The sequence below is a fragment of the Psychrobacter sp. AT9 genome (assembly GCF_047272965.1).
Classification (GTDB): Bacteria; Pseudomonadota; Gammaproteobacteria; order Pseudomonadales; family Moraxellaceae; genus Psychrobacter; species Psychrobacter glaciei.
Genome location: NZ_JBKOTW010000001.1, coordinates 950,920 through 966,825, shown reverse-complemented (window position 1 = coordinate 966,825; position 15,906 = coordinate 950,920). Strand labels below are relative to the sequence as shown.

The following is a 15,906-nucleotide window of genomic DNA, read 5'->3' as shown; positions in this document are numbered from 1 at the left end:
AGATGCCTTATGTGGTTGAGCTTTTATCTAATTGGGATTTTCGGCGGGTAGCGACCTGCTTACGCGGGACGGTGACGGTAGGTTTTGGATGCTGATTAACGAGCGTCTTAGGTAGCGGCTCAGTATTATTAGGCTGTTTAGACTTAGCCGTATTAGTCGATAGACCGAGCATATCTAACGCCATATCAGCAGGCATATCCCACGCATCTGCGTAGGGTACGCCCATCTTGACCAATAGACCGACTAAGCGTACTTGGTTGCTTGATCGCGCTCTTTTTTTTCCAGTAAAACGCGGTGATGGTCAATTTTAAATCCATCTTGGCGGCTCATGCTATGCACCTCATCGTATGTGAGCTTGCGATCAAGCTTTGGCACATAGATCATTGCTGATAAATCGATGATAGCGAGTAAGTCCGTTTCTCTTGCGCCAATTTGGCTCTCATAGCTTGCACCGATAGTGACAGGGTGTAGCTCAATGTCCTTATAACATTTACCATCGATAGTCACGCCTACGGGCAGTTTAACTTTTTCATGGACATCAGGTGTCGGTGTCTTTTTTAATGCTGTCATTTTATTACCTTTTTATATAGTTAACGTTTAGCCCAGCGCTTATGCAGCGCCCTCACTGATTTTATCCAGCGCAAACATCTCGATAGAGCGCGTCGCCTCGCCGTCGAGCTTATAGCTTTCTGACACGTCCGTGGCCTCACAGCCGGTATAAGTGGTGCGATGACCCCCATCGAGCGACTCAACCGTGATACGTCCATCTTCGATATTTTCCCAAGCTATATCGCCCGTCTCGGGGATGATGACTTCGACCGACAGCGTGATAGAGCTAGTAGTTTTAGTTTTTTTACGTGTACGTCCTTGGCGATTCATGGTTGCGACTGGCTTTTTACCAGTCGTGAATTTAGGGCTGACCGACGCGCAGTCAAACTCACGCCCGTCCACTGTTAGCACGATTGTGCCGACTACATCTGATTCACTCATAGTTGATCCTTAATAAACGTCTAGCGTGGTGTTAATAACATGCATACCGCGCACCCAATGCGACGGAATACGAGCATCTACCGCTGTCTTATCTGTCGTGCTTTGCATAACCGTCAGCTCGTTTTTGGTAGCGGCCACGTGCTCAAGTATTTCCGCATCGTCCATTTTTAGGCAACGGTCAAGAAACAGACTGCGTAAGTCTCGACGGGATGCGTCAGTATTTTTGCGGCGTGGATTTGCTGATACTGCTGCACGTAGATCGCGGCGTACATAACGCAGTACTAGCGCACCGTTAATGTCTAGCAATAGATCATCGGCTTGACCAGTCACTGGATTGGTGCGGTATGTACTGATTAGTCGCACAATCTCAGGCTTACTGTCGTGCCCGACAGTAACCATTGCCACGCCGTCGTTGAGCGCCTGCTCGATGCGCGTTTTGGTTAAGCGTAGACTGCCGTCAACGACGGGCAGCGCTGGTAGCTTGCAACCGTTAAACGGCAGAGCTGGATCAGCTTCAGCGGCGATAGTCGCTGCAATACTTGCTGACAGCTCTGGCTCAAAGCCAATCGCTCCGTGATAGCACACAGCGATGATGCGGTAGCAGCTCTTAACCGCAGGGAACGCAGCAAAAGCAGTAGCCTCATCGACATCATCGAACGGTACGATTAGGATGGCATCGTTTTGTTCAGTCTTTGATGATACAAAGTCTAAGTGCTCAACCCACGTATCAGCGTCAGCCTCGAGCGTAATTGGCGCATCAAGTGCGATGAGTGAGTGCCCGTGTGGGGCAAGGATTTGGTTTGCTGCCATGGTTTTTCCCTTCTAAGGTTGATTGACTAAATTTTATCTATATGCCCAAAAAGCCAGTCCGCATGAAATTACAGTCTGATCACTATTAAACATCGTGGCCACTAAGTCATTTGGTCGTGTTGCCGTAACAGCAAAATCTATTTTTGTAGCTAGAGGTCTATCAAAAGACATTTGCGTAAAGCTGACCAAAGGGGACTCGGGGTCAGCACCGCTATAGATGGCGGAATCCCCACCTGGACAGTAAAAAGGTGTTGATGTGGGCTCAGTATCAAATGATGTTGCTATAAGCTTTTGACCTGAGGTATCTTTTATTGAATTTACAAATCTTTCGATCACCTGCGTTGGAGTGTCCACACCAACCTCAGCCTCGTAATCTATCCATCCACCATTATTGATGCGATAGCGTGCGTGCACAGCAGTAATGCCACTAAAACTAGGTTGGTAGTCTGATGCAAAGTCAGCAGAGGTCGGGGTGCAAACTATAGGATTAAATCCACCACCCGCATCAGACTTTCCCATAGCATCAACGCGCACCCCCTGCGACACAGTCAGAGCAGCAGCCATCATACGACCAGCATTCGAATCAGTACCGATGATGCTATCAGCCGTTGCCGTATCATAGACAGGCGTTGGATTAACAGGCGCGGCAGCATCCCCAGTGACGAACACAATACGATGGTTTTGACTCGGCAGACCGGTGCGCTGCGTCTGCGTATTGATAGCGGTATAGATACCTGGCATACGTTGCATTAGTATTCCTTAGTGTTTTTGTCAGTATTAGAAAGCGTTAGATTAGACAGTTAAAGAGGCTAAATTAATTTTATCTTGCGCTAGTACACGCGGGTTATCGACCGTATTACCGCCACTGTCAAAGTAGACATAGTCCATATTGACCGTCTCGATATAAGGCACATCAGCGTCACGGTCTGGATCGCTAATGGTGGCGCTCGTATGGAAGTCATACGCCAAGACACTGACAACCTGATTCTGCGTCTTTGAATTAAATAGCATGTTGATTTCACCATCTTCAAGCGGCGTAATGGCAAGCCCCAGACGATTACCTTGTAAAGCATTCTCAACCAAGGCACGCAATTGATAACTCCCGATATTGAGCATCGTGCCATCAGCCTTGAACGCGCCTTGGCGGCTCGTCTCCTCTCGACGACCACTATTTGCACCCACCAGTACAGTAAAAACATAAGACCGCTCTCTTTTTTTTGCACCGACCTTTTTAGGTTTGCTTGATGATTTAAACGTCACCCAAATAGCAGGGAACGACGCCACTACTTGTGCAAACTCATCGGGAGACTCAGCGTCAAAGTCACCAGCATAGCTTTTGATCGCACGCACAAACCCACCACCGTGTGCTTGGTTATAAGCATGTAGCGTGTCTTTGATGGATTGTTCGATCTGTGCCAGCATAGTTACTGCCTTTTAGTATTGACCATTAGTAATGGTTATTGCCAAATACACTAGGGCGACCCGAAGTCATCTGCGCCAGATTGATACTAGGCAACGCCTCAGTCTCAGCCGTAGCAGCGCCAATGCCAATCTCACCCTTGTTGACCGCTTTTAGGTTTTTAACAGCCAGATCGTAGCGTTTTTCATCGCGCTCACTGACCCGCGCATTACCGAGTGCGACGTGATAGCGGGCGACATCGCACGCCATCATCCGTACAAATGCGGAGTTAAGCACCGTCGGTACATGCAGTTTCTTGGCAAGATAGGCATCCACCTCAGCATTAGCGGCTTCGATAGCTTCCTGTAGCTTGATAAGGTTAATCTCACCCGTGTACGGCACTTCTGTGTCGGTAATCTCGACCAGATCTTCATTGCCGAATCGGGTAATCATCGATGCCGTCGTTGCGTAACTGCCCATCCGTGCCATCCTATGTTTAGATCAACGCTGATAAATCATAAAATCTAACGCCAGCGTTTATGCATGACGCCAGACCAAGCCAATATTATGCATAGCCTTTTAGCATCAACTGCCAAAAGCCATAGCCTGCACCATAGCGCGCTTCAGCACCAAATTTATAGGTGGCACGCAAAAACACATCAGGCGCGTTCAGATCAGTCTGCGAGACAAATACAGGCTTTCTACGCTCTTGGATAATCAGAGCCTTGACCGGCATAGAGGTATCTTCTAAATACCAAGTACCAGCTGTTAGATCATCGATGACCAGCAACTCAGCCGTATTCTTGTAGATGTTTTGATCGCCGTTTTCCAATTTATCGGCAGTGAGCAAGGTGCGCGCAGTATCTTCCAGATCGGGTCCTACAATCAGTAGATTCGGCTTGACCTTCAAATTACGACCTTCATAATCTGTAAGCGATCGCATCTTAGTACGACCAACCCCAAAGCTGGCTTTAGCGTCAGCAAGTGTTGCTGCTGATAACGCCTTGTTATGTACGTTACTCATGGTCTTATCTTCACCTTTTACAGTGACAGGATGAGTGCTCGAAAAGAACGGCTTGCCGTCATAGCATAGGCTGGTTTGACCTTGATTGATTAACTCAGAAGTTAGCTCATCAGGTAGCTGCTTGGCTGACCAACCTGCTTGCTGACTCATATTGTTATACTGACCAATGTTGTCGTCTTCAATATCATTACGTTTGACTTCGACCGTCACTTCAAAGTCATCGTTAACGATGCTATAACCTTGTTTAGACAATTTGTTAATGACTTTATCGCCGACCCATTTACGCATACGCGGCATATTTTGTAGCCACGCATAGGTCTCTTGTGAGTTAGAGCTTGGCACGACCATCGCTACTTTCTTGTGAAAGCTTTCAGTCTTACTAAATGTATCGTTATAGACTTTCTTAAGCCCAGCAGCGATAGCGTTTAGCGTTTGCGAGTTAACGTTCATAGTGTGTCCTTGATGTTAATAAGATAATGAGTTGCTTTAGCGGTAGCGGTTAACACATCGTTTGTTACGTTGTTCCGCCGCCAGTGTCGTCACCAGTTCTAGGCGGTGCATCAATGCTGGTACCGATCTTACCGATTGGCGCACTGCCCACCTCAACCCACACTTGTCCGTTATAATCCACGCCCATCAGCGCACCGACGCCGAGAATAGCGGGGTCGCCATCGGTAAACTTACCGACCATATTTTTGCCTGTCAGTACCACGATTGAGCCGATATCAGCTTGCGTGACAGGATTGGTTGCATCGTTAGCGAGCAAGAACTGACGATTGCGCGTGACCACGATTGTGTTATTAATAGCTGGCGTTTGAGGGCTAGCTGTTGTCTCCGAACGACCCATTAGATATTTGGCATCAGCATCGGTTGCCGGCACAGCTTCCCCAGCACTATCAACCGCGACCAGTTCACCTTCAGTGATGATGGTAGCGGCGGCAATCATTAGGGGAATAGAGATACCCTGACGGTATGGTGTATTGAGCATGGTCTTATCCTTTTGTCTATTTGGTAATATCTGATTAATTGGTCGAACTGTAGGTCTCGGTTTTAGCTTTATGGTTTAGATAGCAATAGGACGCTTAAACGTTTAGCTGGGTAATCATATCCGCGTGCGAGATGCCCATACCGTCTGCAACCTCTTTTTGGTCAGCAGATAAAGCGGTGATTTTGTCACCAGATACCGGATCAGGCTTACCGTGCGTTTGCTTACTACTTAATGCAGCGATGACAGGCGCATTATCTAAATATGCTTTAAACCCTGTAGGATCAGATGCAGCATAAGATTTTGCCCACGCTGCTTGCGCGGGTAATAAACGACCATCTGATAATGCGGCAGTAAGTAGCGCAGCATTAGGATCGACTTGATTGCCTTGCAGTGTCGTGATTTGCGCATTTAATGCTGCGACCGTTTGTGTCATTGTTTCGACAGGCACGTACTTAGCAGGATCAGGCGTAGCAGTGTTGGTGAACACGCTAGACAACGCCGCCAATGGCTTGTCCGCATCGATAGCAACTTTTGACTCAGTCGCTTTGGTTTTAAAGTCATCGACTTGCGCCGTTAGCGCAGTGACCGCTTCATCTTCAGTAGCCGTGGCTGCAAGACCAAGCGAAGCAATGACATAAGCAAGTAAAGGTTTCATTTCAGTTTCCTGTTCTGTTTGATTGGAGTGGTTTGAGTGGCGAGCGGACAGCGCCGTTAGCTCATCGAGCGTGAGCAGCGCCGGTTGATTGGTCAGCGCCACATTCATGACATCAGTGACATAACCCTCAGCGTTATAGGCGATGACAGGTGACTTATAGCGATACTCGCGCTCAGAGATAGACTTGGTGGCTTTAGGTGTCCAGCTTGGCGCTTTATTGCATAGCCCTACTCCATCGACATACTCAAACTGACCGGCTGCGAGCCAGCCCGCTGCAGGAGCAGGTTGACCATTGCGCTCTTTATTTAGGGTTTGATGCTCATAGTCCACCACCATGTCCAGCGGACGCGCGTTTAGTAGCGTAGCTAGCGCAGAGCCATTGCTTGGGTTGAGCTTCCAGCTGTCACACTCCGTTGGTCGGCCAGAGCCGTCACCGCTACGGGTTTCCCCTTCAGGGAATACCAAAAAGTAACCTGCAGGCGTACTGGTATTACTGACGATTTCTAGCGATAACGCCGCGATATGCGAGTCAGCACCAGTCAAGCCCACCTTGCCCTCACCTGTAAGCATGGCGATATAGCCACCGCCGTTAGGCAGCTTGTTCGACTTAGACTTAGATTTTGATTGGTAGATAGTCATAGCATCTCTTATCGTTTTATGGTTTGTCTTAGACAGTCTTTGAGTTTAAGATACGACTACATAACACCTCCTGAGGAGCGTGTAAAAAAAGCATTGCTTCTTTAGCCCCGCAATAGAAATCCCATTCAAAGGATCTCCACAAGTTTGAATACACGGTATATCTTCAATAGAGTTCCATCATCACAAAACGCGCGCGCGGGACGCACGGGACACAGTTCCGAGTTCGCACCTGAGTATTTAGCATCACCCACAAAAAAACGCCCATTTAAGGGCGCTTATTATTATTGACGTATAATGACGGCATTTTGTTTTTATCAATCAATATGATGCAATCTAACCACCCTCTAACGCTATGCAACGCGCATACATTGAGTGACTTATTCAGCACCAGCGCTTAGCATTATCTAAAACTGCGGCGTAGATACGCTTTAGTGACATCGCCGATAGCCTTAGCAGCAGGCTTATGTAGATTGTTATTTTTATCAATAGGTATATACGGACGAGCTTGTAGATTATTTTGCATATAGCCATATTGTTGCGCACGCGCATACGCTCCTGATTGATTACCACCACCAGCACTAATACCGGCACTTTCTGCATCACTGTATATCTGTAAGCTATCGTATAGCGAGTCTGAGCGCCGCAGCAGACCATCGGTGCTAATACCCAGCCGCTTATAGCGTTTAACCGTGCTTGGCGCAAGATCCGCCCACTGGTCAGGACGACCAAGCTCACGGAAGTTCAACTGTGTCTGCGTGAGTAATTGCGTGGCAATACCACGCATCAGCGGATGGGTATCCTTTAATCGACGCGAAGCATCTATGATGACGCGCTGCAGCTCATCCGTGATTAATATCGTTGACGTTGCCATATACTGACCTTTTAGGGTTGATATCGATAGCCATTGACGTTATGCTAAAATCAAGCACTGTGTACTCAATAGGAATGAGATCTGGTTGTGCCAATAGCATATCCGTCTAATGTGGGTTCGAGTCCCACCCAGTGCCCCCTTTTATAGCTACTACATATAGCTATTACATACAGTTACTACAACTTCTTAGTTTTTGCTAACAGCGTAAAACTCTTGCCCTTTTCGATATTGGTCGCGGTATCAACACCGATAGTCCGTATCACATTACCTATATAATTTTGCTTAGCATCCACAACATCCCGCCCTTTGACACGCTCGTTCAAATGCACGATCAACTTATACTTATCATCACCCGCATCAAATACTAATACGGGCGCTTGCTTGATATTATCCCAATACAGCTCATGCTTCGCCGTCATATTGCGCACGATGTTCGCCACCCATTCAGGGTCATGATTTTTATGCGCGCGTGCTAAATGCTGCAAGCTGATACGATCATGCAACGTGACGACCGCGTTCTCCAGCTCCAGTCCTTTTTGCGCAGCTAGCGTTTGTATAAACTCAGGACGCACCACCCCCACATGACGAAACTCACCACGTGGCCTTGCCGGATCAACGCTATTGACCCAGTTTTTGACGTCCTCATTAAAACGGCTAAGCACCGATTCGCGTGCAAGCACCGCTTGCATACTGTTTGCACCCAGCATCGCGGGTACTTGTCCCGCTTTGTCGAGCATCGGCTGCATGGGCAGCGTATCGCCCGCATGTATCCAGCCCGGATCAGTACGATAAGCAGGCTTATTAGGTAGACGCATGATATTGACAGGTGCGGTATACGCGCCATTTACACCCTGCACAGTCACAGACTCAGTCGTGACATATGAGCTGATATCTTCATGTATCGTGTAATTGTCCATCGCGCCGTACGCACCTGCTTGCTCTGCGGTCAGCAATATCTCATCACAGCGACAGCGCCATGCCTTGCGCGGCTTGATAGACTCATAATAAGAATCATCACGGCGGAATATCTGACCATCAAGCGCTTGGTGACTCGGACGCACGCGATTGTCACCGCGCGACACCCACATCGCATACGGATAGATATCGTAGTCACCCTTATGTTCGCGCGCTTTATGATAGGCTTGATTGACATTGGTATCATATATAGTCTTCAGACGATGGTCGCTGCCCAACTGGACTTTTTTCATCGTGCCATCGTCCATAATCATATCCTGCTTGCCCCACCAGCCCTTTTCCTTCAAATACGGCTCGATAGATGCCTGCCACTGATCAAACGACAAGCTTTGATCCATCGCCGCAACCAGAGACTGCTGCACCTTGGCGGTCATATCCATATCCGTCATCTTAGCAATCACAAACGCATGGTCATGCGCGCGGCCCTGTACTTCGAGATAGTCGATACTGGCTTTGGGTTTCTTATCTTGTAGATATTTAATAGCCTCATCGGGACGGCGATTGAACATAGTGCTCAGAGTTGGAGCGTTAGATTTAGCCATTAGGACGCTCCATCTGTACCATCTAGGGCAGTATCTAACGGTTGTGGTAGTGATTGACTATGTAGCGCACCCCAAAGACCAGCAGCCGTCAGATACTGTTCAAGATTAACTGATAGCTCATCCACTGCCTGATTCGGCTGTGCTGATGACAATAGCGCCAACGCCTCATCATAGCTGTTGGCAGTAGCAAGCTTATCGACCATCGCTTGCCCCAGCGTGACGCTCATCTCCGCGATGTTTTGCGCATAGGTCTCATCCGCTGTTGCCTCATCGATACCGCGCTCCGCATCATTAATGTTATTGCGCTCAGTAGCAACAGGGTTAGATTGTGCGGCGAGTGCGGCTTGATGAGCACTCAATGCCGCCGTCAATGCTGTTGGCGTTGGCGTGTTGCCCACTGTCAAAATAGCTTCATCTTTACCCGCCATAGGGATATTGAGCTTGCCGTGCAGCCAGTCTGCACCGATGCGCATACCGTTGATACCCGCCAGCTTAGGTATCGCCTCGCTAAATGTGGTGATATCCTCAGGCTCGGATAGATCAAAGGCAAACTTAGGATAGCGGCGCGGATGCACACTCGGATAGTTGAGACGCATGAGTGACGCCACAATGTCACGGCTTAGACTTGAGGCCAGCTGCTTAGCATCACTATCACGAATCTCAAGCCGTGCGACCTCATGGATATTCCCCAGCGCATTGGTGGACGACTTACCATCTGATTGCGAGGTCAATGTACCGCCAAGAATGGCTTTAGACTGGCTCATCTCGCACCATTTAATCATGGATTCGAACGGATCACTGTTACCCTTTGCGGCTTCCTTGAAGTCGATTTGCATGCCTTGCGGAACGATACCCGCTGCACGATGCCCGATGTCCATCACCGCTTTGAGCAAGGTGTATTTCTCATTATCCGTAGCACCCGCTGGATACGTACCTAGGCGCATAGGCAATCCGTAGATTTCCAAAAACTCAGCCAAATCACGGACAGAGTAGTTTTTAAACACGTAAGGCCACGCGAGTATACGATGCAGCCCGCCGCGCACCAGATAGCCGCTTTTAGCTTTATGCGTGTGCATCAAAAACGCATAATCCCACAATGGCTCAGGATCATCGATACCATTGCCCATCATCAATGTTTTATTATCCGCACCGATGACAAACCTTTGCGGGATTTGGAACTCAAGCGACTCCGCGTACCAAGTAGCACCATCACGTACCCAATTGATCTCTTGCCCACTAAATCCTTTTCCAATGGCATCTAGCGCATCTTTGATGACCATATCAAAATCATCTATCGCATGCATCAGCGTTTGGACAGTCGCCGCCTGCTCTTTTTCCGCAGCGCTGGCACCTTCTGGCGGCGCAATATACCAGTCAAGTGATAGCAGGCTACGCTTGCGCTTATCCAGCTCCGCAAAGATATGACTGTCACGCTCCTCCATGTCCTCAAACAGCGCCAGCATATCATTCATGTTGCCCGACTCTGCACCAGTCAATAGCTGATGTAGCTTAGCAGGCGTCAGCCCCACCGCAGGATGTGCCAGCTCAGGACGCTCCCATACGTGCGCGCGCTCATCAGCAGATTTAATTTGTGAGCCAAGTAAGCGCCTGAGCTGTTTTTGAGCCACAGGTTTGAGGGCAGCAGGTGCTTGTTTTAGTGCAGCATAAAATGACATTACTTATCCTTAAATTTATTATTACCAGCAACCACTACCAGCACCCGCCGCCCATAAACCCACCAAGAGAAGCAAGCTTACTAAACATATCGCGCATACCACGCGGCACTTCACTCTCATCGATAGGCACCGGCGTCCACTCCATCTCAGGCGTGGGGAACTTACTGGCATAGTCACACAGCAGATGGGCAATACCACTATCGCCGTGGCGTTTACTGCCAGTACTGCTGGTTGTACGCCGCGCCGGTATCCGCATCACCCCTTTGATTTTAGTAAAGAGTAGATGGTCATCACGGATATCACGATTAGCCGGCATATCCTCAATCGTGCCATCGGTGAGACAGGCGGCAAAGTGCGGCGTATGCTCAGCGTACCAGCCCTCACTTAGCTTCACCGCATCGATACGATGTGCGCCAAACTTGACTTGCAGTGCTTCAGCCAAATACTCGCCGTTACCACCCGCATCATTTGCGCCTTTACTAAATCTTGGCGTTCGCTCAATCACATAGATACAGATCCGCTCTTGTTGCTTATAAGGTACTTTTTCCATCTCCAGCACGTAAGGACAGTAGCGCCCCATGTTTAGGCGCTCAGCCTGCCACCACATTGAGCACGCATCATGATGACGCGCAAAATCAAGCCCGTAATAATGTGGCTGAGTCTTATCCAGCGTCAGCAGTATCGGATCGACCTTTTCTTTAAGCCACTTATCGACGTGCACATTACGCGCGTCCTCCGTCCACAGCTCAAACTCTTTAGGCGCGGTAAAGGTAATGACAGGTCGTTCTTCATTTTGTAGCTTTTCCAATTGCCCCACGGTTAGACAGCGACCACCACCTTGAGCGGGGATAACGTCCAACTCCTCTTCAGCGTCATCACCGTAGAATTTATAAACCTCAGCGACCCATAGCGCCTCTTCACCTGCGTCATAGTCGATACCCAGACGCAAGCAAACGCGCTTATACAGCCCTTGCTCGACCGCCTCATTAAACGTGGTTTTATGCACTGTGCCGCTACGTTTGAGCGCCCGCACCTCTTGAATTAAGTCATTAAAAGCATTCTCATCGCCGTTATGCGTTGAGATAATTCGCACCTTACCACCCCAAATGAGCAGCGCCAGCGCAGCTTTGATTAAGCCGGCTAAATCTTCATGGAACGCGGCCTCATCGATGACCACCACGCCTTGCTTACCACGTAAGTTAGACGGGCGACTAGACAAGGCTGTAATGCGATGTTTAGAGTTAGGGAAGCGAATAGTATAAGTCTTGATATGCTTATCATCGTCCTCCCATAGCCCCTCTTCTATCTCGCTTGCCGCATGGTCAAACGATCGCGCCCACATCCCGCAGGCCTCGATAAACTCCATCGTCATATCTTGGTTATAGCCGACATAATAGACATTTTGCCCGCCAGCCGCCTTATCAGATGCGGCGATAAGCACATCATCCGCAGCTTCCGCCCAAGTCAGCCCGATACGTCGTGATTTCTCCGCTATTTTTAGCTGACTGTCATCATCGATCCAAGCGCTCTGATAGGGCAAAAATACCGCAGGGGCGTCAAGCTCAGTATTAGCGGCGAGTAGTGGTGGCGCTTTAGGCTTTTTATTTTTGACATCAGTCATCAGTCCGCTATCCCCAGTATCGCTTTACGAATCTCTTGCACCGTCTTACCCGTTAGCCCGCCTTTATTAGCCAGCTGCTCGACTTTATCAGCGGCTGCTTGCGTTTTATCGCGCACCTCGATTTGATGCTTTTTCTGATTGATGGATGCCTTACCCAGCTCTGCGATACCCTTACTGATTTTGGACAGTGCCGCCATACGCTCCATCGGGTTGGCGTCTTCACCATCATCTAAGCTTTGCAGTTGTACCAATGCGTTAAAGAACTCCGACTGCATCATAGTGATCACAGTCGAGGACAGTGCGCCGGCATCATCAGGGTTTCGCTCAGCCATATAAATAGCCGCTTGGGTCGACAGCGACACCGCTTGCATCTTTTGCTCATGCTTTTTACCGAACCGATGCACAGAGGACTTGCTGATTTCATAGCCCAGCGTCGTCAGCCATCCTGTTAGCTCTTGATAGTTCTGAAACCCGCTATCTTCCAAACGAATTTTAAGCAGCTCAAGATGCTCAGGCGTCAATTGATCGATTGCACTTTCACGCGCCATGATTTACCCCTTAACCCCAATACTTGACAGGGCGAGCGATGCCGCGCGGACAGTCTTCGGTATACTCCACGATATCCACGCCGTTACTGTTTAGACAGCTGTGCCAATGTCCATCAGGGTACTTATCGAGTACCACCAGACTCCAATTGTCCAGATAGTCCAGCTGGGTATGCAACTCTTTGACGGTCGTATCAGGATAAATACAGCGCACCACGTCTAGCAGCAGCGTATCGATAGCACCGATAGGACGCGCTTTATCCAGCGCATTGAGCAGATGCCAGCGCATACCCTCACGGCGGGCTTTAGCCATATCTATTGACATCATTGTTCCTTATTTTTTAGTTGAATCATCAGCTTATAGACCTCATCGAGTTTGGCTTCAACCACGGTAAATGAGCGGATAAAGTCTGCTTTCGCCACGTACTCACGCGGCAGTTCTGCCTTTAGCTGCAATATCTCACGATCCAGCTTGCGGATAGCATTGGACTCATTCGCCATCTGATTTGATAGCTTGTTCAAGTCATACTTCAGACCATCATCACGCTCACGCAACGATGCATCAAATCGAGAAAACAACGCTTTACCCGCGCCCCAAATTGATCCTGCGATCGTGATCAGCAGACCAATCACTTGATAAGGCTCTAGCTCTAATATCATCGGTATTCCTTGTCAAAATAGTCTTGGCACTCCGCACAGCGCAGGGCGTGCGGAGCAGCTTGCTTACGCGCCTTACCGATAGGGTCGTCACAGTCAATACAGATCGTTACGCTATTAGCGGGACGAGTTTTAATATGCGATAGCGCTGCGTTTAGATGCACCGCAGCGATTTTGTTGGCATCATCAATAATGTCACCCACGCGTCACACCGCCTTTGATCGGTTGCCCAGTGGCAAGACGCAAGATAGCGTTCACAAACGCCACAAAGCTGGCGATCACCCCGTACATCTCAGCGCTCATATATGACTCAAGCGCAGGCGTTGCCGACGTTGCTAGCCCCACCGCGATGACGATAGCATTGAACCAAATCGTCTTGGACTCATACCAATGCTTAGGTGGCGGCGTCACTTGCCCATACTGCGCGGGTAAAAAACCCGCGTCATCTAAATATACAAGCCTGTTACTATGCTTTGGCAACTCATCAGGCGTGAGAGCAGTAGGTTGGGCTTTTAGCCCAGAGTCACCTGATGACAAAGCCCGCATTAGTGCCTGTTGGTGCTCGCTCATTGCAGGATAATCATAATTGTCTGTCATTATTTGCCCTTAGATATTTAAGCCAAAAACAGCGATTTTTCTTTAGCACGTCGTATTGCCAAGCCTTCGATATATTCAAGACGGCCATTAATACGGCCTTTGTTGTATAACAAAAAGCTATCAGCAGCGGCGCTATAGCGACCCGCCTTGATATTGCGATAGATACTAGAGCTTTTTAGCCCCATTACACCGATGTTATAGACCAGTGAGATGAGCGCATCGAACATATTTTGTGTCAGCTCCCCACGCTCAATTTTATCAGCGAACATCATATTGACCGCAGGGCTAAAGTCCTGATTGAGTACCGCTTGCTTGATATGTGCCGCTTCCGTGCGAGTCACTGGTTTATCACTCATGCGCACTTCACGCCCATTAGGATAGTACGTCGTACCCCAACCGATTGTCGGCTTACCGACAGAGTCGCGGTATGGTTTGGATTTAAAGCCCTCAAACTCATTGAGCAGCGCCATACCCGTCTCAGACAGACTCATAGCAGAGCCATCCGACCAGCCGTTCACTTGCATCAAGACACGTTTTAGCCCGTTAGGCTCCATCAGTGCCAATAGCTCATTAGCACCGTTGACCTCATCTTGACTCAATACCCCATCATCTTGCTGTGAGCGCATCCAGTCAAAGAACGCCTTTAAAGTCAGTACAGTCATAGTCAGCTCGGCAGTCAGATAATAGAATGGTAAAGTTGTGCAATGTCTCCATATTGTCAAAATCAAGTCAAAACCCGTATGGGTCGCAGTTCCGATTGTCTGAGACCCAACCATCAGACACAAAAAAGCCGTTAGATACGGGGGTATATAACGGCTTTCTCTAAGCGTATCGTGCTCTACTCGGTCGGCTCACACAGTGGAGGTTAGCTTGGAAGCTTACTATGCACCGACTGCCAGTGTTTTTCATATGCAGCGCACCGCTGGTCTGACGCTGTCCGTCTTCTCTGCATAGCAGCCCTAACGGCAAGGTAGTAACTTATATTAGCTATCAAACAATTGCAGTTGCATCCGCGCATAGGCTTTTTTGGCTTGCTCGTTATGATGCTTTTCGATAATTTTACGGACTGTACGCACGTGCAGCCCGTGCTCAGTAGCCAGCGCCCCTTTATCGATACCCGCTTTATGCTTACGCACGATACTTGCATTGCGGGCTGCCAGTATCTTCTTTTGCTGCATCGGTAGCGTCAGTATATTGCCCTGCCAGTAGTGGCACAGACGCTCGGCAATATCAGCACCCAGCAGCATGACTAGCTTATGTGCCTCTGACAATCTTGATGGCTCAGGGATATACAGCTCTTGACCGCGATAGGCGGCAACCACTTTATCAGCCGCATCATGACCCAGCAGCATTTCAAGCTCGCTATAGGTCTTAGTAGCATTGTCAGTGGCGTTGTCATTAGCATTAGCATGGTCATTAGGCATCAGCCTGCGCCTCCGCTTTTTCCATGAGCACCAGATCAGCCATTTTTTGATTGTGCTTGGTTAGTGCTGTGATAATCCCGCGTAGCTGATGACCATTACAGAATGTCAGCGCATCGACTTTATACATATGCTTTGCCATTGACTCAGCATATTCCCACGGATAGCCACCATCAGTTAGTAGCGCTTCGATCTTATCCAGCTTAGCTTGCTTGGCTGTTGCCACGTCTGGCTTTTTTGTCTTATGCTTTTTGGCAGGCGTCACTTTGAATCCGTGCGTCTCCATATGCTCGATAACTTTGCGTAATGCCGCCACAGTACAGTCCTTACTCGATCTGTTACCGGTGACTTGCCATAGCATTTCGCGATACGTGCCGTCATCCAGCCCCAGCTTGTTTTTGCCGATATGCACCAGCTGCATCATCTTCTTTTTTTGGGGAGAGTACATCATCGCAGACCTCGCATAAGCACATGATTTATTAGATATTTGTCATTA

Annotated in this window: 22 protein-coding genes; all 22 read right to left on the bottom strand. The window is 48.8% G+C overall.

All coding sequences use genetic code 11. The features are described 5' to 3' along the window. Positions 1-7 precede the first annotated feature (7 nt). A complete protein-coding gene (locus ACMFL8_RS04230; protein ID WP_413190185.1) occupies positions 8-226 on the bottom strand; it encodes a hypothetical protein in 219 nt (72 codons plus the stop codon). Between the two features lie 17 nt (positions 227-243). Continuing rightward, positions 244-570: a hypothetical protein gene (locus ACMFL8_RS04225; RefSeq protein ID WP_413190184.1), complete on the bottom strand. Its 327-nt coding sequence runs from the start codon at positions 568-570 to the stop codon at positions 244-246. A 39-nt stretch (positions 571-609) separates the two neighbouring features. Then, positions 610-990 (bottom strand): hypothetical protein, encoded by a 381-nt coding sequence (locus ACMFL8_RS04220; RefSeq protein ID WP_413190183.1) that lies wholly within the window; start codon positions 988-990, stop codon positions 610-612. A gap of 9 nt (positions 991-999) precedes the next feature. Beyond that, on the bottom strand, positions 1,000-1,800 hold the full coding sequence (locus ACMFL8_RS04215) for a phage tail protein (protein WP_413190182.1): 801 nt from the start codon (positions 1,798-1,800) through the stop codon (positions 1,000-1,002). Positions 1,801-1,833: 33 nt separating this feature from the next. Next, positions 1,834-2,550: a hypothetical protein gene (locus tag ACMFL8_RS04210; protein WP_413190181.1), complete on the bottom strand. Its 717-nt coding sequence runs from the start codon at positions 2,548-2,550 to the stop codon at positions 1,834-1,836. Between the two features lie 42 nt (positions 2,551-2,592). Then, entirely contained in the window at positions 2,593-3,222 is a 630-nt protein-coding gene (locus ACMFL8_RS04205) for a phage protein Gp37 (protein ID WP_413190180.1), read from the bottom strand. Between the two features lie 25 nt (positions 3,223-3,247). Continuing rightward, positions 3,248-3,679 carry a gp436 family protein gene (locus ACMFL8_RS04200; RefSeq protein ID WP_413190179.1) on the bottom strand — a complete coding sequence of 144 codons (432 nt, stop codon included), beginning with the start codon at positions 3,677-3,679 and terminating at the stop codon, positions 3,248-3,250. Positions 3,680-3,764: 85 nt separating this feature from the next. After that, a complete protein-coding gene (locus tag ACMFL8_RS04195; protein WP_413190178.1) occupies positions 3,765-4,673 on the bottom strand; it encodes a Mu-like prophage major head subunit gpT family protein in 909 nt (302 codons plus the stop codon). Positions 4,674-4,737: 64 nt separating this feature from the next. After that, a complete protein-coding gene (locus ACMFL8_RS04190) occupies positions 4,738-5,211 on the bottom strand; it encodes a hypothetical protein (protein ID WP_413190177.1) in 474 nt (157 codons plus the stop codon). 94 nt (positions 5,212-5,305) lie between these two features. Next, entirely contained in the window at positions 5,306-6,505 is a 1,200-nt protein-coding gene (locus ACMFL8_RS04185) for a phage protease (RefSeq protein WP_413190176.1), read from the bottom strand. 400 nt (positions 6,506-6,905) lie between these two features. Further along, the gene (locus ACMFL8_RS04180) at positions 6,906-7,376 is read right to left on the bottom strand and encodes a phage virion morphogenesis protein (protein ID WP_413190175.1); all 471 of its coding nucleotides are present in this window, start codon (positions 7,374-7,376) and stop codon (positions 6,906-6,908) included. A gap of 176 nt (positions 7,377-7,552) precedes the next feature. After that, on the bottom strand, positions 7,553-8,893 hold the full coding sequence (locus tag ACMFL8_RS04175) for a phage minor head protein (protein ID WP_413190174.1): 1,341 nt from the start codon (positions 8,891-8,893) through the stop codon (positions 7,553-7,555). Beyond that, a complete protein-coding gene (locus tag ACMFL8_RS04170) occupies positions 8,893-10,569 on the bottom strand; it encodes a DUF935 domain-containing protein (RefSeq protein WP_413190173.1) in 1,677 nt (558 codons plus the stop codon). Before ACMFL8_RS04170 ends, ACMFL8_RS04175 begins: the two co-directional genes overlap by 1 nt. A gap of 34 nt (positions 10,570-10,603) precedes the next feature. Next, entirely contained in the window at positions 10,604-12,190 is a 1,587-nt protein-coding gene (locus ACMFL8_RS04165; protein ID WP_413190172.1) for a hypothetical protein, read from the bottom strand. After that, entirely contained in the window at positions 12,190-12,738 is a 549-nt protein-coding gene (locus ACMFL8_RS04160; RefSeq protein ID WP_413190171.1) for a DUF3486 family protein, read from the bottom strand. Before ACMFL8_RS04160 ends, ACMFL8_RS04165 begins: the two co-directional genes overlap by 1 nt. Before the next feature lie 10 nt (positions 12,739-12,748). Then, entirely contained in the window at positions 12,749-13,060 is a 312-nt protein-coding gene (locus tag ACMFL8_RS04155; RefSeq protein WP_413190170.1) for a hypothetical protein, read from the bottom strand. Beyond that, the gene (locus tag ACMFL8_RS04150; protein WP_413190169.1) at positions 13,060-13,395 is read right to left on the bottom strand and encodes a hypothetical protein; all 336 of its coding nucleotides are present in this window, start codon (positions 13,393-13,395) and stop codon (positions 13,060-13,062) included. Before ACMFL8_RS04150 ends, ACMFL8_RS04155 begins: the two co-directional genes overlap by 1 nt. Beyond that, the gene (locus ACMFL8_RS04145; protein ID WP_413190168.1) at positions 13,392-13,595 is read right to left on the bottom strand and encodes a TraR/DksA C4-type zinc finger protein; all 204 of its coding nucleotides are present in this window, start codon (positions 13,593-13,595) and stop codon (positions 13,392-13,394) included. The genes ACMFL8_RS04150 and ACMFL8_RS04145 overlap by 4 nt, the downstream gene beginning before the upstream one ends. Continuing rightward, on the bottom strand, positions 13,588-13,989 hold the full coding sequence (locus ACMFL8_RS04140; RefSeq protein ID WP_413190167.1) for a hypothetical protein: 402 nt from the start codon (positions 13,987-13,989) through the stop codon (positions 13,588-13,590). The genes ACMFL8_RS04145 and ACMFL8_RS04140 overlap by 8 nt, the downstream gene beginning before the upstream one ends. Before the next feature lie 17 nt (positions 13,990-14,006). Continuing rightward, positions 14,007-14,651 carry a lysozyme gene (locus tag ACMFL8_RS04135; RefSeq protein ID WP_413190166.1) on the bottom strand — a complete coding sequence of 215 codons (645 nt, stop codon included), beginning with the start codon at positions 14,649-14,651 and terminating at the stop codon, positions 14,007-14,009. Between the two features lie 321 nt (positions 14,652-14,972). Beyond that, positions 14,973-15,413 (bottom strand): Mor transcription activator family protein, encoded by a 441-nt coding sequence (locus ACMFL8_RS04130; protein WP_413190165.1) that lies wholly within the window; start codon positions 15,411-15,413, stop codon positions 14,973-14,975. Next, positions 15,406-15,861, bottom strand: coding sequence for a gp16 family protein (locus ACMFL8_RS04125; protein WP_413190164.1), 456 nt, complete (start codon positions 15,859-15,861; stop codon positions 15,406-15,408). The genes ACMFL8_RS04130 and ACMFL8_RS04125 overlap by 8 nt, the downstream gene beginning before the upstream one ends. Positions 15,862-15,906 lie beyond the last annotated feature (45 nt).

Coding starts and splice junctions, on each gene's coding strand:
- ACMFL8_RS04150 (WP_413190169.1), bottom strand. CDS start 13,395: ATGATATTAGAGCTAGAGCCTTATCAAGTGATTGGTCTGCTGATCACG.
- ACMFL8_RS04190 (WP_413190177.1), bottom strand. CDS start 5,211: ATGCTCAATACACCATACCGTCAGGGTATCTCTATTCCCCTAATGATT.
- ACMFL8_RS04155 (WP_413190170.1), bottom strand. CDS start 13,060: ATGTCAATAGATATGGCTAAAGCCCGCCGTGAGGGTATGCGCTGGCAT.
- ACMFL8_RS04180 (WP_413190175.1), bottom strand. CDS start 7,376: ATGGCAACGTCAACGATATTAATCACGGATGAGCTGCAGCGCGTCATC.
- ACMFL8_RS04160 (WP_413190171.1), bottom strand. CDS start 12,738: ATGGCGCGTGAAAGTGCAATCGATCAATTGACGCCTGAGCATCTTGAG.
- ACMFL8_RS04170 (WP_413190173.1), bottom strand. CDS start 10,569: ATGTCATTTTATGCTGCACTAAAACAAGCACCTGCTGCCCTCAAACCT.
- ACMFL8_RS04125 (WP_413190164.1), bottom strand. CDS start 15,861: ATGATGTACTCTCCCCAAAAAAAGAAGATGATGCAGCTGGTGCATATC.
- ACMFL8_RS04195 (WP_413190178.1), bottom strand. CDS start 4,673: ATGAACGTTAACTCGCAAACGCTAAACGCTATCGCTGCTGGGCTTAAG.
- ACMFL8_RS04215 (WP_413190182.1), bottom strand. CDS start 1,800: ATGGCAGCAAACCAAATCCTTGCCCCACACGGGCACTCACTCATCGCA.
- ACMFL8_RS04130 (WP_413190165.1), bottom strand. CDS start 15,413: ATGCCTAATGACCATGCTAATGCTAATGACAACGCCACTGACAATGCT.
- ACMFL8_RS04220 (WP_413190183.1), bottom strand. CDS start 990: ATGAGTGAATCAGATGTAGTCGGCACAATCGTGCTAACAGTGGACGGG.
- ACMFL8_RS04225 (WP_413190184.1), bottom strand. CDS start 570: ATGACAGCATTAAAAAAGACACCGACACCTGATGTCCATGAAAAAGTT.
- ACMFL8_RS04205 (WP_413190180.1), bottom strand. CDS start 3,222: ATGCTGGCACAGATCGAACAATCCATCAAAGACACGCTACATGCTTAT.
- ACMFL8_RS04140 (WP_413190167.1), bottom strand. CDS start 13,989: ATGACAGACAATTATGATTATCCTGCAATGAGCGAGCACCAACAGGCA.
- ACMFL8_RS04200 (WP_413190179.1), bottom strand. CDS start 3,679: ATGGGCAGTTACGCAACGACGGCATCGATGATTACCCGATTCGGCAAT.
- ACMFL8_RS04165 (WP_413190172.1), bottom strand. CDS start 12,190: ATGACTGATGTCAAAAATAAAAAGCCTAAAGCGCCACCACTACTCGCC.
- ACMFL8_RS04175 (WP_413190174.1), bottom strand. CDS start 8,893: ATGGCTAAATCTAACGCTCCAACTCTGAGCACTATGTTCAATCGCCGT.
- ACMFL8_RS04185 (WP_413190176.1), bottom strand. CDS start 6,505: ATGACTATCTACCAATCAAAATCTAAGTCTAAGTCGAACAAGCTGCCT.
- ACMFL8_RS04230 (WP_413190185.1), bottom strand. CDS start 226: ATGGGCGTACCCTACGCAGATGCGTGGGATATGCCTGCTGATATGGCG.
- ACMFL8_RS04135 (WP_413190166.1), bottom strand. CDS start 14,651: ATGACTGTACTGACTTTAAAGGCGTTCTTTGACTGGATGCGCTCACAG.
- ACMFL8_RS04210 (WP_413190181.1), bottom strand. CDS start 2,550: ATGCAACGTATGCCAGGTATCTATACCGCTATCAATACGCAGACGCAG.